The organism is Pseudomonas sp. HY13-MNA-CIBAN-0226, from assembly GCF_040310305.1.
In the GTDB taxonomy this organism is placed as follows: domain Bacteria; phylum Pseudomonadota; class Gammaproteobacteria; order Pseudomonadales; family Pseudomonadaceae; genus Aquipseudomonas; species Aquipseudomonas gregormendelii.
In genome coordinates, this window is the sequence record NZ_JBEOPS010000003.1 from 122,318 (window position 1) to 137,653 (window position 15,336).

Annotated in this window: 12 protein-coding genes; 8 read left to right on the forward strand and 4 right to left on the reverse strand. The window is 63.0% G+C overall.

What is annotated here, in order from left to right; translation table 11 throughout:
- Positions 1–3: 3 nt before the first annotated feature.
- Together AAEZ05_RS04395 and AAEZ05_RS04400 are read right to left on the reverse strand one after the other, a co-directional pair.
- Complete coding sequence (locus tag AAEZ05_RS04395; protein ID WP_350646694.1) at positions 4–2,208, reverse strand: xanthine dehydrogenase family protein molybdopterin-binding subunit; 2,205 nt, start codon at positions 2,206–2,208, stop codon at positions 4–6.
- The gene (locus AAEZ05_RS04400) at positions 2,208–2,672 is read right to left on the reverse strand and encodes a (2Fe-2S)-binding protein (RefSeq protein ID WP_350646695.1); all 465 of its coding nucleotides are present in this window, start codon (positions 2,670–2,672) and stop codon (positions 2,208–2,210) included. Before AAEZ05_RS04400 ends, AAEZ05_RS04395 begins: the two co-directional genes overlap by 1 nt.
- 118 nt (positions 2,673–2,790) lie before the next feature.
- On the opposite strand from AAEZ05_RS04400, the gene AAEZ05_RS04405 reads away from it, so the two are divergent.
- The 8 genes from AAEZ05_RS04405 (at position 2,791) to AAEZ05_RS04440 (ending at position 12,180) form a co-directional block, all read left to right on the forward strand.
- Positions 2,791–3,681 carry a LysR substrate-binding domain-containing protein gene (locus AAEZ05_RS04405; RefSeq protein WP_205892728.1) on the forward strand — a complete coding sequence of 297 codons (891 nt, stop codon included), beginning with the start codon at positions 2,791–2,793 and terminating at the stop codon, positions 3,679–3,681.
- Positions 3,682–4,013: 332 nt separating this feature from the next.
- Complete coding sequence (locus tag AAEZ05_RS04410) at positions 4,014–4,943, forward strand: amidohydrolase family protein (RefSeq protein WP_045060516.1); 930 nt, start codon at positions 4,014–4,016, stop codon at positions 4,941–4,943.
- Positions 4,944–4,947: 4 nt separating this feature from the next.
- Positions 4,948–5,853: an amidohydrolase family protein gene (locus tag AAEZ05_RS04415; RefSeq protein ID WP_045060517.1), complete on the forward strand. Its 906-nt coding sequence runs from the start codon at positions 4,948–4,950 to the stop codon at positions 5,851–5,853.
- A 299-nt stretch (positions 5,854–6,152) separates the two neighbouring features.
- Positions 6,153–7,538: a UbiD family decarboxylase gene (locus AAEZ05_RS04420; RefSeq protein ID WP_350646696.1), complete on the forward strand. Its 1,386-nt coding sequence runs from the start codon at positions 6,153–6,155 to the stop codon at positions 7,536–7,538.
- Complete coding sequence (locus tag AAEZ05_RS04425) at positions 7,535–8,182, forward strand: UbiX family flavin prenyltransferase (protein WP_350646697.1); 648 nt, start codon at positions 7,535–7,537, stop codon at positions 8,180–8,182. The genes AAEZ05_RS04420 and AAEZ05_RS04425 overlap by 4 nt, the downstream gene beginning before the upstream one ends.
- A 72-nt stretch (positions 8,183–8,254) precedes the next feature.
- On the forward strand, positions 8,255–9,292 hold the full coding sequence (locus AAEZ05_RS04430) for a CobW family GTP-binding protein (RefSeq protein ID WP_045060519.1): 1,038 nt from the start codon (positions 8,255–8,257) through the stop codon (positions 9,290–9,292).
- Positions 9,293–9,423: 131 nt separating this feature from the next.
- Positions 9,424–10,779, forward strand: coding sequence for a nucleobase:cation symporter-2 family protein (locus AAEZ05_RS04435; RefSeq protein WP_045060520.1), 1,356 nt, complete (start codon positions 9,424–9,426; stop codon positions 10,777–10,779).
- A gap of 12 nt (positions 10,780–10,791) precedes the next feature.
- Entirely contained in the window at positions 10,792–12,180 is a 1,389-nt protein-coding gene (locus AAEZ05_RS04440; RefSeq protein ID WP_350646698.1) for an amidohydrolase family protein, read from the forward strand.
- A 104-nt stretch (positions 12,181–12,284) separates the two neighbouring features.
- On the opposite strand, the gene AAEZ05_RS04445 is transcribed toward AAEZ05_RS04440, so the two are convergent.
- On the reverse strand, positions 12,285–13,568 hold the full coding sequence (locus AAEZ05_RS04445; RefSeq protein ID WP_045060522.1) for a Zn-dependent hydrolase: 1,284 nt from the start codon (positions 13,566–13,568) through the stop codon (positions 12,285–12,287).
- Positions 13,569–13,733: 165 nt separating this feature from the next.
- The gene (locus AAEZ05_RS04450) at positions 13,734–15,218 is read right to left on the reverse strand and encodes an NCS1 family nucleobase:cation symporter-1 (RefSeq protein WP_045060523.1); all 1,485 of its coding nucleotides are present in this window, start codon (positions 15,216–15,218) and stop codon (positions 13,734–13,736) included.
- Positions 15,219–15,336 lie beyond the last annotated feature (118 nt).

Here is a 15,336-nt window from a genome sequence, read left to right on the forward strand (position 1 = left end):
GGTTTACCCAAGGGTCAGTGGTGTCGAGCGCTGACGCACGCCCGTCAGGCTGAACAGCGCGTTGGCAATGGCCGGGGCCACCGACGGGCTGCCCAGCTCACCGACGCCCCCTGGTTTACCCGGTTCGCCGTCGAGCACCAGGATGTCTACCTGCGGCATGTCGGACATGCGCGGCACCCGGTAATCATGGAAGTTGCTCTGCACCACCTGTCCCTGCTTGATGTCCATGCGATCGAACAGGGCGTGACCAAGGCCCCACATCAGGCCGCCGTAGATTTGTTCCTCGACGCCGCCAGGCGACACGGCCAGGCCGCAATCCACCACGCACGTGAGCTTCTCCACGCGAATCACTCCGTCCTTTCTGGCCACCCGCGCCACCACGGCGATAAAGCTGGTGTAACCCTGATTGGTGGCAATCCCCAGGGCCGTGCCTTCCGGTAGCGGCTGGCCCCAACCCGCACGCTCGGCGGCACTTTTGAGCACCGCGACATGACGCGGCCGCTCGTGCATGTGGGCCAGTCGGAAGGCCAGGGGATCCTCTGCGGCGCCCTGCGCAAGCTCGTCCATGAAGCTTTCCACGGCGAACACGTTGGGGATGAAGCTCACCGAGCGATACCAGCCGCTCGGCACCTGGCTTTCGTGCTTGACCCAGACCAGGTCCAGGTTTGCCGGGCGATACGCAAAGTCCCACGCGGTGAGCGCTTCGGTGGTGCTGTAGTCCATGCGGTCAGGCCGTTCAAAATAGCCCGGCTCCCACTGCTCCGGCGAGGCCGGCGACACGGCTTCAAGGCGCAAGGCCGTCAGGCGGCCCTGGGCGTCAAGTGCGCCTTTGGCCTTGTGCAACGTGGCCGGGTGCATGAACAGCGAGCGCATTTCATCTTCACGGCTGTTCATCAGCTTCACCGGGACCTTGGCCTGTTGCGCCAGGTACGCCACTTCGAACAGCCAGTACTTGGCCTCCCGTGCGCCGAAACTGCCACCGGAGACCATCTCATTGATGGTGACGTTGTCCTTGGCGATACGGCACACCACGTGCGCCGCCTCCAATGCCGAAGACGGCACCTGTACGCCGCCCCAATAGGTGATGGCGTGGTCCTTGACCTGGGCGGTGATGCAGATCGGTTCCAGAGGGTTCTGGACTTTGTAGGGCATGCGGTAATCAGCTTCCAGCAGCCGCGCCGCGCCCGGCCATTGAGCATCGACATCACCCGCCTGCATCGCTGTGACCCGCAGCGCGGTTTTATCAGCCAGCGCCGCCGCCTGGGCTGTGGCCAGCTGATCGCTGTCGAACCCGGCGAGGTGCGACTCGCTCCATTGCACCACCAGCAGCGCCCGCCCCTGCTGCGCGGCCCAGTAAGTGTCGGCCAATACTGCGACACCTTCCTGATTGCCGCCGAGCACGTCGGGACGGCCCGGTACCGCGATCACCTTGCGCACACCCGGGACCTGCAATGCTGCTGTGCTATCCACCTTCAAGACTTTCGCCCCCACCACCGGGGTGCGCAGGATCACCGCCACCAACAGGTCGGGCAATTGCAAATCGATGCTGTACTTGAAACGTCCGCAGACCTTCGCCGCCGCATCGCGTTTATGGCGCAATTTGCCGATGTACTTGAACTGCGCGGGGTCCTTGAGCTTGACGGCTGTGGGCGCCGGCAAGTGCGCGGCCACACTCACCAGTTCGCCATAACCCAGGCTGCGCTGGCTGGTGCTGTGAACCACCCGGCCCTCCTCGGTGGTGCAGCTGTCAGGGCTGACCTGCCACTGCCTTGCCGCTGCCGCGATCAACAACGCCCGCGCGGTGGCGCCCGCCATGCGCAGGCGATCATATTCCAGCGACACACTGGTGCTGCCCCCGGTGGAGTAGACTTTCCACACCGGGTGGATATAGGTTTCGAAGAAGGGGTTTTCCGGCGAGATGACCTGCACGGTCAACGGGTTGACGTCCAGCTCCTCCGCCACGCACGCGGCCAGTGCGGTGTGGGTGCCGGTGCCGGAATCGTGTTTGTGCACCACCAGTTTGACCGTGCCATCGGGCCATACCCGCACCCAGGCATTCGGCTCAAAGGCAGTGGCAGGTGCCGGCGCTTTCGGGTCGCTGGCGCTGATGCCGGCGGGCAGGTAGAAGGCAACAGCCAAACCCGCAGCAACGGTGGCGCTGTGCTTGAGAAACTGCCGGCGTGGCAGCTCGATCCGGTTGCTCGTCATCACGCCTCCTTCGGCGCATTGGCTGCGCGCTTGATCGCCTTATTGATGCGCCCGTACGTGCCGCAGCGGCACAGGTTGCCGGACATCGCATCGCGGATCGACTCATCGGTGACCGCCGCCCCGGTGATGAGCAGCGCCGCCGCCGACATGATCTGGCCGGATTGACAGTAGCCGCATTGCGGGACATCTTCGGCAACCCAGGCCAGTTGCAGCGGATGCTGCCCGGTGGGCGACAAACCTTCGATGGTTGTGATGCGGTGCCCCGCCACCGCCGCCACCGGTAACTGGCAGGAACGCACTGCGACCCCGTCCAGGTGCACCGTGCAGGCTCCGCACAGCCCCATGCCGCAGCCGAACTTTGTGCCGGTGAGTTTCAAGTGGTCACGCAACACCCATAACAAGGGCATGGAGGGCGCAGTCTCTACCAGCTCGTGTCGTTCGCCGTTTACCGTGAATTCGATCATTGTCAGGCTCCAAAAGAGCGGCCCGTCTTTGTGCGGGCCTGGTGATCGAATAGTGGTAACCGCAGGCCAATCGGGCCAGCGACGATTTCTGCCACCCTGTGTAAGTAGGACTAACAGCATGTACAAACGATACCCGTCGGTACAGTCCATGAGCGCATTCATCCAGGCTGCGCGCAGCGGCAGTTTTTCCAGCGCTGCGCGCAAGCTCGACTTGACCCACAGCGCCATCAGCCAGCAGATCCGTGCCCTGGAAGACTTCATCGGCCAGCCGCTGTTCGTGCGCGAAGGCGGTGGCAGCAAGCTGACCGATGCCGGCCAGTTGTTCGCCAGCGTGCTCTCTGACGGCCTGGCACAAATCGACCGCGCGCTGTCCTCAGTGAAGAACCGCAGCGTGGCGCAGCGGCTGACGCTCGATGTCGACAGCGAACTGGCGCAGAGCTGGCTCAACCCACGCTTGCCCGAGCTTCTGGATTTACTGCCCGGGCATGAAGTCGTGATGCTGTCGGTGCCACGCTCGGATCGCACTTCGTTCGAGCGGGTGGACCTGGCATTGCGTTATGGCTATGGCGACTGGGAAGACTGCGAGATGACGCAGATCTGCGGTGACCGGGTCATGGCGGTGGCCTCCCCCGGACTGCTTGAGCGGCACGGTCTGCAGCTGCCGATGACGCCGGCGCAGGTGTTGCAATTGCCGTTGCTGGGCTACACGCGTCGGTCGTGGATTCCGTGGCTGGATGCCGCAGGATTAACCCCCACCGAGCCGGCCGCGCGGGTTATTTTCGATAATGCGGCGAACCTGATTGCGGCGGCTGAAGCGGGGGTCGGTGCGGGATTGGTGCGTGGGCTGTTGGCAGCAGATGCGTTGCGCGCGGGGCGCTTGGTTGAACTGAACACCGCGCAGATCCCGGCGCATTACAACCTGTATGCGGTGTGGCCGCCGGGGCAAGCCGAGCGCGTGGCGCCGGTGGTTGAGGTGATCAAGCAGCTGGCCTTGCGTACAGAATCCTGACGCCATCGCTGGCAAGCCAGCTCCCACAGGGATCAAAGTGTTGACCCAGTCTTTCTGACAACACAAAAACCTGTGGGAGCTGGCTTGCCAGCGATGAGGCCCGCCCAGTCAATACGAAACGATATCGAACGCATATCACCCCCCCGCCCAATTAATATTGTACGAACCCTGCCCCCCCTTCCAATACTCCTCCCCAAGCAGCCAGCGTCCCGAGCCGGATGCGACCAGGCGAGGGAATGCGCAGCCTGCTGCGCATAGAAATGGCCGATTGCCCGGACGTGGCTGCTAGCGAACCGCAAGGTTCCCTTTCCGCTATCAGGAGATCGACTTCAATGATCATCGATATCAGCTGCTATCCCACCGATCTGGTGGACCTCGCCTGGAGGCATGACGGTGACCCGTTCACCGGCGAGCGTCTGCTGGAGATGATGGATGGCCCGTACATGGTCAACGGCAAACCTCGCCGCATCGACAAAGCCTTCATCCAGCCCCCCCAGGGCAACACCATCTACACCTGGACCGACGGCGACCTGACAGGTCGCGAGTCCATCGACGCCTACATGGCCTACACCCTGAAGATGGTCCAGACCTACCCAGATCGTTTCATTGGCTGCTTTGTCTACAACCCGCGTTGCGGAGTGCAGAACGGCGTCGAGGCGATCGAACGCTACGTCAAGGAACACGGGTTCAAGATGGTGCAAATGCAGGCCAACATGCATGCCTATCGCCCGGACCGCGCCTTGGACTGGGTGCGTCCGGCCTTCGAGAAATGCGCCGAGCTCGGCATCCCGGTCAAGCTGCACACCGGTGATGGCCCCTACAGTATCCCGTCGGAATGGGTGCCGATGATCAAGGAGTTTCCCAACGTCGATTTCATCATGGCGCACTTCGGCGTGCAGACCGGTGGCGTCTACGTGTTCGAACCCATGCAATGGGCCATGGAACTGCCCAACGTCTACTGCGAATCAGGCTGGTGCCTGCAATCGCGGATCGTCGAATTCGCCAAGGTGCTGCCCACCCACAAAATCCTCTTCGGCACCGACACACCCCCCAACGAGCCGGGCATGTGGCTGCGCCTGCTGGAAGTGCTGTGCCACGAGCCGCCGCAGGGCCTGAACCTCGACGAGGACACCCTCGAAGACTACCTGGGCAACAACACCGCACGGATGATCGGCCTCGAGCCGACTGCCCCGCCGCGTTCCGTGTCCGAAGCCGAGGCGCAACTCAAGCGCCCCGTCACCACCCAACTGGCCAGGAGCTGAATCGATGATCATCGACACCCATCTGCACCCCACCAACCTGGTCGACGAGGCCTGGCGCCACACGGGCGAACCCTTCACCGGCGAGCGCATGCTCAAGCTGATGGACGGCCCCTACATGATCAACGGCAAACCTCGCCGCATCGACATGGGTTTCATCCAGCCGCCACCGGGCAACACCGGCTATCGCGACGGTAACCGCCGGGGCCGCGAAGGCGTGCGCGACTACATGTCGTACATTGCCGAACTATGTGTGAAGTACCCGGACCGCTTCATCGGCAACTTCAACTTCAACCCGCGCTGGGGACCGGAAAACGGCGCCGCGGAGCTGGAATTCCACATCAAGGAATACGGCTTCAAGATGCTGAAATTGCACGCCAACATGCACGGCTATCGCCCCGATCGCGCACTGGACTGGCTGCGCCCGGCGATGAAGGTCTGCGCCAAGTACAACATCGTGGTGCTGATCCACACCGGCGACGGCCCGTACACCATCCCGACGATGTTCTACCCGATCATCCGCGAGTTCCCGATGGTCAACTTCATCATCGGTCACTTCGGCATCCAGACCGGCGGCAACTATTCGTTCGAAGCGTTCTGGATGGCGATGGACACACCGAACGTGTACTGCGAATCCGGCTGGTGCTTCCAGTCGCGGATCGTCGAGTTCGCCAAGGACCTGCCGCGCAACAAGATCGTGTTCGGCACTGACTCGCCACCCAACGAACCGGGCATGTGGCTACGCGAACTCGAAGTGTTGTGCTCGCCTGCGCCGCAAGGCCTGGGCATCGATGAGGATCATCTGGAGGACTACCTGGGCAACAACATCGCCCGGCTGTGCGGCATCGAACCGACGCCGCCACCCAAGGACCTGATCGAGGCGGACATCCGCCTGACCACGACTTATTTGTAGATCGGCATCACACAGAACCCTGTGGGAGCCAGCCTGCTGGCGATGGCGGCAGCACACAGAACCCTGTGGGAGCCAGCCTGCTGGCGATGGCGGCAGCACAGTCAAAATCAATGTCGACTGGCCCACCGGTATCGCCAGCAGGCTAGCTCCCACAGGTTCTGCACCAATCCACAACATTGCGGTACAGCGACTTTACAGGCGCGAAGATGAACCGGCGTTCGATCGACCGGCGGGCCAACGGCTTGTCGATCGAACGTCGCCCTCAACCCTGCGCGCCTGCTTTTTTACGAGGTGAAACCATGACCGTTTCGACGCTTGGCGATACCCAGGATTTCCACGTTTTCATCGACGCCTATCGCCGGTTGTACCCGGACGATGTGCTGACCATCCACGAACCCCTGAGTGCCGACCAGGACGTCACCGCCCTGGTCGACGCCCTCGCCAGCCAGGGCCGCGATCCGCTGTTGATCTGCGAACAGGTCGGCAACCTCGGCGTGCCCGTAGCCACCAACCTGTTCGCCTCCCGCAGCCGGATCGCAAGGATCTTCGGCGTCACCGCGGCGCAACTGCACGAGACGTTCCAGGCGCGCGCCAACCAGCCCATCGCACCGCGCTACGTTGAAACCGGCCCGGTGCTGGACGAAATTTTCGAAGGCGAGGCCGTGGACCTGGCCTTGTTGCCGATGCTCAAGCACTTCGACAGCGACCGCGGCCCCTACATTACCAACGCGATCATCATTGCCGAGGATCCGCTGACCGGCATCGCCAACATGAGCTATCACCGCTCCATGCGCCATGCCCGGCAGACCCTCGCCACCAGCCTGCACTCACGGGGTCACCTGTGGCGCATGCTGCAAACCGCCCGGGAACGCGGGGAAGAATTGCGCGTGGCCATGGTCGTTGGCGCCCATCCGCTGTTCATGCTCGCCGCCGCCGCGCGGTTACCTTTCGGCAGTGATGAGCGGGCAGTCGCCGGCGGCCTGTTCGGCGCCCCGCTGGTGCTGGTCAAGACCCCACGCTACGGCATCGGCGTGCCGGCGTTCGCCGAATTCGTGCTCGAAGGTGCGATCGACCCGACGGCCTATGCCGAAGAAGGTCCGTTTGGCGAGTTCAGCGGTTATTCCTCGGACCGTTCGACCAACAACGTGCTGCGCGTCGACACCCTGATGCGCCGCAAGGATGCCTGGCTGGTGGACGTGGTCGGCGGTCGTTATGCCGAACACCTGACACTGGCGCGGCTACCCCGGGAAGCCGAAATGAGCGAAAAGCTCAAGGCGCGCTTTCCCGCCGTCACCGCCGTGCACTACCCCAACTCCGGTACGCATTTTCATTGCTACGTGGCCCTGGACCAGAGCCGCGACGGCGAAGCGCGGCAGATCATGCTGGCGCTGCTGGGCTGGGACCCTTACCTGAAATCGGTGATCGCGGTGGACAGCGACATCGACATCAATGACGACAGCCAGGTGCTCTGGGCCTTGGCCACGCACTTCCAGCCGCATCAGGACATCTTCGTCATCGACGGCTTGCCCGGCAGTCCCCTGGACCCTTCGTCCTCGGTCAACGGCACCACCTCGCGCATGGGCCTGGACGCCACCCGCGGCGCAGGGTTTGACGGCATCAAGGCACAACTCGACCAGGCCGCCCTGGAGCGCGCGCGCAGCCTGCTGCAGGGTTATCGGTCATGAATCGCCAGCGCCTGGTGGTCGGTATCAGCGGCGCGTCCGGGTTTATCTACGGCGTGCGCATCCTGGAGTTGCTGGCCAGGCTCGACATCGAAACGCACCTGGTCATCAGCCGGGCCGCGTTGCTGACCATGGCCCATGAAACCGGCTACAAACTGGCGGACGTGATCGCCCTGGCCAGTCACTACCACCGCGCAGACGACGTCGCGGCGGGCATCGCCAGTGGCTCGTTTCGTTGCCTGGGCATGGTGGTGGCGCCCTGTTCCATGCGCACCCTGGCGGAAATCGCCACCGGCACCTCCGCAGGCCTGATCGGCCGCGCGGCCGATGTGACCTTGAAGGAGCGCCGCACCCTGGTGCTGATGGCCCGGGAAACGCCGTTGACCCTGGCGCACCTGCGCAACATGACCGCCGTCACCGAAATGGGCGGGATCATCGCCCCACCCGTCCCGGCCTTTTACGCCCGCCCGCAAAGCCTTGCGCAAATGGTCGATCACAGCCTGGGTCGGGTCCTCGACCTGTTCGGCCTGGACGCCGGCACCGCGTTGCGCTGGGGCGAACCGGACCTTCATTCATTGAAAAGCAAAACCTGTGGGAGCGAGCCTGTTCGCGATGAGGCCGCAACAGCCAGCATCGGGATCGGCTGATCCAGCGCCATCGCGAGCAGGCTCGCTTACACACTGCAGTACCCCGACCCATTGGTTCCAAAGGAGCATCACATGAACAGCCCATTCAACGCCCCGACCCCGAACCGCAAGATCCCGGTGACCATCCTCACCGGCTTTCTCGGCGCCGGCAAAACCACCCTGCTGAACTACATCCTCAAGGAAAACCACGGACGCAAAATCGCGGTGATCGAGAACGAATTCGGTGAGGTCGGGATCGACGGCGACCTGGTCCTCAGTTCCGAGACCGAGGAAATCTACGAGATGGTCAACGGGTGTGTGTGCTGCACCGCCGAGGTCCGCGAAGACCTGGTGCGCATCGTTCGCGAACTGGTGGCGCGCCCGGTACGCCTCGACCACATCCTGATCGAAACCAGTGGCCTGGCCGATCCGTACCCGGTGGCACAGAGCTTTTTCATCAACGATCCCATCGCCGATGAAGTGGAACTGGATGCGATCGTGACCATGGTTGACGCCAAGCACATCGCCCAGCATCTGGAAGACCTGCAACTCGATGGCGTCGACAACCAGGCGGTGGACCAGATCGTCTGCGCCGACCGGATCGTGATCAACAAAGTCGACTTGGTGAGCAGCGCCGAGGTGCACGCCCTGAGCGAAAAAATTCGTGGCTTGAACGCGACTGCGGACCTGGTGACCTCCAGCTATGCCGAAATCGACCTGACAAAAATCCTCGGCATCGGCGCCTTCGAGTCCACGCAAAAACTCATGGAAATCGGCGCCGAACATGACCATCACGGCCACGAACATCATCACGAGCCGGATCATGACCACGACCCCAGTGTCTCGTCGGTAGGCATTGCCGTGGACGGCGCGGTGAACCTCGGCGCGTTTCACCGCTGGATCAGCGAACTGCGCACCGCTCAGGCCGACAACCTGTACCGCATGAAAGGCGTACTGGCGGTGCAGGACCAGGACCAGCGCTATGTACTGCAAGGCGTTCACAGCCTGGTGGAGTTTCGCGCATCAACCTTGTGGGGCACTGAACCGCGCTCCAGCAAGATCGTGTTCATCGGCCGCGACCTGGACCGCGCGGCGCTGAACCAGGGCTTTGCCGCCTGCCTGGCAGGCTGAAGCAGCGGCATCGGAGCCGGTGGATGGCGGCTCCGGGCATACAGATGCCTGACACCTCTGGTAGCCCACAGGTATCAGGCATCAGCACGAATACCCCTCTCTACAGCATAAAACAGCAAGAGGTGATTCCCATGTCGTCAGCCACTCCCCCTTCAACCATCCACCCGGTCGACCAGGTTCTACCTGTGCGCCAAATGCTCACCCTCGGCCTGCAACACATGGCCGTCTCGTACATCGGCGCCATCGCCGTGCCGTTGATTGTCGCCAGCGCCTTGAAAATGTCCCAGGCCGATACCGTGGTGTTGATCAGCACCACGTTGTTCTGCTCGGGCATCGCCACGCTGTTGCAAACCGTGGGCTTCTGGAAATTCGGCGTACGCCTGCCAATTCTGCAGGGCGTGGCCTTCAGCAGCGTCGGCCCGGTGATCGCCATTGGCAGCAACCCGGAGGTGGGGTTTGCCGGGGTTTGCGGAGCGGTGATCGGCGCAGGGATTTTTACCATGCTGGTCGCGCCCTTCGTCGGCCGACTGCGGCGCTATTTCCCGCCAGTGGTCACCGGCTGCATCGTCACCGTGATCGGCCTGCAGCTGTTCCCGATTGCCTACGAGTGGGTCGGTGGCGGGCGTCACGCCAGCGATTTTGGCGCGCCGGCGTACCTGGCTGTCGCGGCCGTGGTGCTGTTGACCATCCTGCTGGTCAACCGATACGGCAGCCCGATGCTGCGCAACATGGCGGTGCTGGTGGGCATGCTGGTGGGCGCGGGGCTGGCGTACGGGCTGGGTATGGGCAGCTTCAGCAGCGTCGGCGATTCGCCCTGGCTCACGGTGCCCTACCCGTTCTACTTCGGCCTGCCGACCTTCAGCCTGATCCCGATCGCGACCATGGTGGTGGTGATGATTGTGCAGATGGTCGAGTCCATGGGGCTGTTCGTCGCGATTGGCGACATCGTCGACAAGCCGGTGGAAGAAAAACAGGTGATCAACGGCCTGCGGGCCAACGGCCTGGCGAGCACCATTGCCGGCATGTTCGCCGCCTTCCCGTTCATTGCCTTCATGGAGAACGTCGGCCTGGTGATCCTCACGGGCGTGCGCAGTCGCTGGGTAGTGGCGATCAGCGGATTGCTCATGTGCACCGTGGCCCTGGTGCCCAAGGCCGGGGCAATCATCGCCTCAATGCCGACCGCAGCCCTGGGTGGTGCCGGGATCGCAATGTTTGGCGTGGTCGCGGCCGCCGGCATCCAGACCCTGGCCAAGGTCGACTACGAGCGTAATCGCTACAACGTGCTGATCGTCGGTTTCACCATCGCCGCCGCCCTGGTGCCGGTGCTGGCCCCGGCGCTGTTCAAGCAATTGCCCGAGTGGAGCCAGCCGTTCCTGCACAGCAGCGTGGTGATCGCCTGCCTGGTGTCAGTGCTGCTTAACGCCGCCCTCAATGGCGTCAGCGCGCCAGACAGCGCCGCCAGCAAACCCGCCTCCCATAGCCTTTGACCGGAGAAGCCCATGACTCAACTTCAAAACATCCTGATCAAAAACCCGCTGGAGGTGATGACCGGCCTGCGCGGCGAACGCGCCCGGGCCGGCAGCGTCGACATCCGCGTGGTCAACGGGCGCATCGCCGAAATGGCCGCCGGCCTGCAGGCGCAACCCGGGGAGCGGGTGATCGACGCCCGTCATTGCCTGGTGTATCCAGGCTGGATCAACACCCACCATCACCTGTTCCAGAACCTGCTCAAAGCCGTGCCCGAGGGGTTGAACCAGGACCTGCAAGGCTGGCTCGCCAGCGTGCCCTACCCACGCCTCAACCGCTTCACCCCGCAGCTGTCGCGCATTGCCGCGCGGCTGGGCATGGCCGAGTTGCTGCTGTCGGGGGTGACGACCTGCGCCGACCATCACTACCTGTACCACGCCCACGGCACGACCGAGACAGGTGACCTGCTGTTCGACACGGCGGACGAATTCGGCTTGCGCTTCGTGCTGTGCCGAGGGGGTGCCCTGGAGTCGGCAAGTGCACACCCCGGCTTTTCAAAAACCGCGCTGCAGCCGGAGTCGCTGGAGCAAATGGTCGGCGACATCGAGCGCTTGAAATCGCGCTATCACCAGGACATTCCGGACGCCATGCGCCGGGTCGTGGTGGCGCCGACCACGCCCACTTTCTCGCTGCCGCCCACCCTGCTGCGGGAGCTGGCTCACACGGCTCGTGGCCTTGGCCTGCGCCTGCATACGCACCTGTCGGAGACGCAGAACTACGTCAATTTCTGCCGCGAGAAATACAATTGCCTGCCGGTTGAATTCGTCGCTGAGCACGAGTGGCTCGGCCCGGATGTCTGGTTCGCCCATGCGGTGCACCTGCAACCTGGCGAAATCCGCATGCTCGCGCAGACGGGCACCGGCGTTTCCCATTGCCCGGTGAGCAACGCTCGACTGGGTAGCGGTATCGCGCCAGTGCCACAGATGGCCGAGGCCGGCGTGCCGATATCCCTGGGCGTCGATGGCGTGGCGTCGAACGAGTCCGGAAGCATGGTCGGTGAAGCACACACCGCGTGGCTGATTCACCGGGCGGAACAAGGCGCGGGCGCCACCACCGCCGAAGACGTGATTCACTGGGGCACGGCCGGCGGCGCTCAGGTATTGGGCCTCGGTGCGGTGGGCACACTGGAGATCGGACAGGCAGCGGACCTGGTGATCTACGGCCTGGATCACCCGCGCTTTTTCGGCTTCCACGACCTGGCGGTAGCACCGGTGGTCGCGGGCGAACCGATCACCGTGCGCTACAGCCTGGTGGGTGGCCGGGTGGTGGTCAATGACGGCGTGATCCCGGGGCTCGACCTGGAGCGCATGCGCGCCGAAGCCTGGGAAGGCGTGCAGCAACTGATGCACGTCGACGACTAGCCCCCGGTAGGAGCTGCCGCAGGCTGCGATCTTTTGATCTCGCGCCGCTTTCGACGCAGCCAAAAGATCGCAGCCTGCGGCAGCTCCTACGGGGACCTCATCATTCAAGCCGCCAGTTGCCCCCCTGCAATCGCCGCCGAAGCCGCCAGCATTGCCCGCAACAACACCGCACACCCCGCCGCCAGGTCATCCGGCGCCGCATTTTCGATCTCGTTGTGGCTAATACCGCCTTCGCACGGCACGAAGATCATCCCCGCCGGCCCCAGTTCGGCGAGGAAGATCGCGTCATGCCCCGCGCCACTGACGATGTCCATGTGCGACAGACCCAGCCCCTGCGCCGCATTGCGCACCGCGTCGACACAACCTTGCTCGAAATACAGCGGCGGGAAATCCGCCGTGGGCGTCAGTTCGTAGCTCAGGCCATGTTGCTCGCAGGTGGCTTCAATCACCTGGCGAACTTCGGCAATCATCGAATCCAGGCGAGCCGGTTCCAGGTGCCGGAAGTCCAGGGTCATGCGCACTTCGCCGGGAATGACATTGCGCGAGCCGGGATAGGCTTGCAGGCACCCGACCGTGCCGCAGGCGTGAGGTTGATGACCCAGGGCGGCACGATTGACCGCACCCACGATGATGGAGGCGCCGACCAGGGCGTCCTTGCGCAAGTGCATTGGCGTCGGGCCGGCATGGGCTTCGACTCCGCGCAGTTTCAGGTCGAACCACTTCTGCCCGAGAGCCCCCATGACCACGCCGATAGTCTTGCGCTCATCCTCAAGAATCGGGCCTTGCTCGATGTGCGCTTCAAAATAGGCACCGACCGCATGGCCGCTGACCTTGCGAGTGCCGGCGTAGCCGATGGCATTGAGTGCCTCGCCCACGGTGACGCCGTCGGCATCGACTTTGGCCAGGGTTTCCTCCAGCGTGAATTTTTCCGCGAAGACCCCCGAGCCCATCATGCACGGCGCAAAACGCGAGCCCTCTTCGTTGGTCCAGACCACCACCTCCAGCGGGGCCTCGGTTTCCACGCCCAGATCGTTGAGCGTGCGCAGCACCTCAACGCCGGCCAGCACACCAAAGCAGCCATCGAACTTGCCACCGGTGGGCTGGGTGTCGATGTGGCTGCCGGTCATCACGGGAGGCAGGTCCGGATTGCGCCCGGGACGGCGGGCGAAAATATTGCCGACCGCGTCGATGCTGACGGTGCAGCCCGCCTCTTCGCACCACCTGACAAAGATATCCCGAGCATGACGATCGAGGTCGGTCAGGGCCAGGCGACAGACACCGCCTTTGACCGTGGCGCCAAGCTTGGCCAGTTCCATGAGCGACTGCCACAGGCGATCGCGGTTGATGTGCTGATGGGTGGACTGCAGAACGTCTACAGCAGCGTTCATGTTGATCTCCTCAGGCGACTTGTTATTGGATTATTCAGATTTTTTCCGGTGCTCTCACTGCCGTCATCGCGGGCAAGCCCGGCTCCCAAAGGATTGTGGTGTCCCCGTTAGTTGCGTCTGACAACACTCCTGTGGGAGCCGGGCTGCCCGCGATGAGGCCGGCACTTACACCGCAGATTTCGCAACAGACGGGTCAGGTCGCAGTGAACACAACCCGTAATAAATCAACCCGCCCAAGGCCGAACCGGTAAACCAGCCATAACTGTAAAACCAGCTGAACGCATCGCTGCCCAACGACAGCAAGGTCAGCGCCACCGGCACGCCGAAGGCGATAAAACCGAACCAGTTCCAGGCCGGGTACACGTCATCGCGGTACAGCCCAGCGAGGTCGAGTTGCTGTTTCCTGATCAGGAAATAATCCACCACCATGATCCCGGCAATCGGCCCCAGCAAACTCGAATAACCGAGCAACCAGTTGGAATACACCGTCTCCAGGCTGACGTCGGAAACGATCAAGCCAAGCTTCTTCAACAATTCATGGGCCATCAGCACCAGCCCGACCACCCCGGTCAGCAACACCGCCTTGGTGCGGTTGATGACCTTTGGCGCAATGTTCTGGAAATCGTTGGTCGGCGACACGATATTCGCCGCAGTGTTGGTCGACAGCGTCGCGATAATGATCAGTGCCATGGCCAGGGCGACCCACACCGGGCTCTGGATATGACCAATCAACGTTACCGGATCGGACACGGTCACCCCCACCAGCTTGACCGAGGCGGCGGTCATCACCACACCCAGGGCGGCAAACAGGAACATGGTCAGTGGCAGGCCGATAATCTGCCCGACTATCTGGTCCTTCTGGCTCTTGGCATAACGGCTGAAATCCGGAATGTTCAGGGACAAGGTCGCCCAGAAACCGACCATTGCGGTGAGCCCGGCGGCGAAGTAACTGACAACGCTCGCCCCTTCCGGACGCTTGGCCGGGATCGCCATCAGCTCGGTCATCGACACGTTGGGCATCGCCCACACCAGCAGTCCCACCCCCACCAGCACCAGCAAGGGTGCAGACAGTGTCTCCAGCCACTTGATCGACTCGGCACCGCGGATCACTACCCACAGGTTCAGGGCCCAGAACACCATGAAACCGATCACCTCCCCGGTGCCGCCCAGGGACTTCCAGCCCTCGAACACCGAACCGAGGAACAGGTGAATCGCCAACCCGCCGAACATGGTCTGGATACCGAACCAGCCACAGGCCACCAGCGCCCGAATCAGGCAGGGAATGTTGGAGCCGAGAATGCCAAAAGAGGAACGCAGCAACACTGGAAAAGGGATGCCGTACTTGGTGCCGGGAAACGCGTTCAACGTCAGCGGGATCAGCACAATGATGTTGGCAAACAGAATCGCCAGCAGCGCCTCGCCGACACTCAGGCCGAAATAGGCAGTGAGCACGCCACCGAGGGTGTAGGTCGGCACGCAGATCGACATGCCGACCCACAATGCCGTGATATGCCACTTGTTCCAGGTTCGTTCGCGCACCTTGGTCGGTGCCATGTCGTGGTTGTAACGGGGACTGTCGAGGACGTCGGTGCCGGCTTCCAGCTCATACAAGCCGTTGCGCTCGGTCACTTGCGATCTGATCTGTTGCATGGCCGCTCCACTGTTATTTTTGATTATCTTGCTCATCAGGGGCTGGCGACATCAATAAACATGCCGATTGCCCCGCTTGCGCATCGGGCAGATCCATTAAAAAGCGTTAACTCTCTGA

Coding starts and splice junctions, on each gene's coding strand:
- AAEZ05_RS04440 (WP_350646698.1), top strand. CDS start 10,792: ATGACTCAACTTCAAAACATCCTGATCAAAAACCCGCTGGAGGTGATG.
- AAEZ05_RS04450 (WP_045060523.1), bottom strand. CDS start 15,218: ATGCAACAGATCAGATCGCAAGTGACCGAGCGCAACGGCTTGTATGAG.
- AAEZ05_RS04430 (WP_045060519.1), top strand. CDS start 8,255: ATGAACAGCCCATTCAACGCCCCGACCCCGAACCGCAAGATCCCGGTG.
- AAEZ05_RS04420 (WP_350646696.1), top strand. CDS start 6,153: ATGACCGTTTCGACGCTTGGCGATACCCAGGATTTCCACGTTTTCATC.
- AAEZ05_RS04405 (WP_205892728.1), top strand. CDS start 2,791: ATGTACAAACGATACCCGTCGGTACAGTCCATGAGCGCATTCATCCAG.
- AAEZ05_RS04395 (WP_350646694.1), bottom strand. CDS start 2,208: ATGACGAGCAACCGGATCGAGCTGCCACGCCGGCAGTTTCTCAAGCAC.
- AAEZ05_RS04410 (WP_045060516.1), top strand. CDS start 4,014: ATGATCATCGATATCAGCTGCTATCCCACCGATCTGGTGGACCTCGCC.
- AAEZ05_RS04435 (WP_045060520.1), top strand. CDS start 9,424: ATGTCGTCAGCCACTCCCCCTTCAACCATCCACCCGGTCGACCAGGTT.
- AAEZ05_RS04415 (WP_045060517.1), top strand. CDS start 4,948: ATGATCATCGACACCCATCTGCACCCCACCAACCTGGTCGACGAGGCC.
- AAEZ05_RS04425 (WP_350646697.1), top strand. CDS start 7,535: ATGAATCGCCAGCGCCTGGTGGTCGGTATCAGCGGCGCGTCCGGGTTT.
- AAEZ05_RS04400 (WP_350646695.1), bottom strand. CDS start 2,672: ATGATCGAATTCACGGTAAACGGCGAACGACACGAGCTGGTAGAGACT.
- AAEZ05_RS04445 (WP_045060522.1), bottom strand. CDS start 13,568: ATGAACGCTGCTGTAGACGTTCTGCAGTCCACCCATCAGCACATCAAC.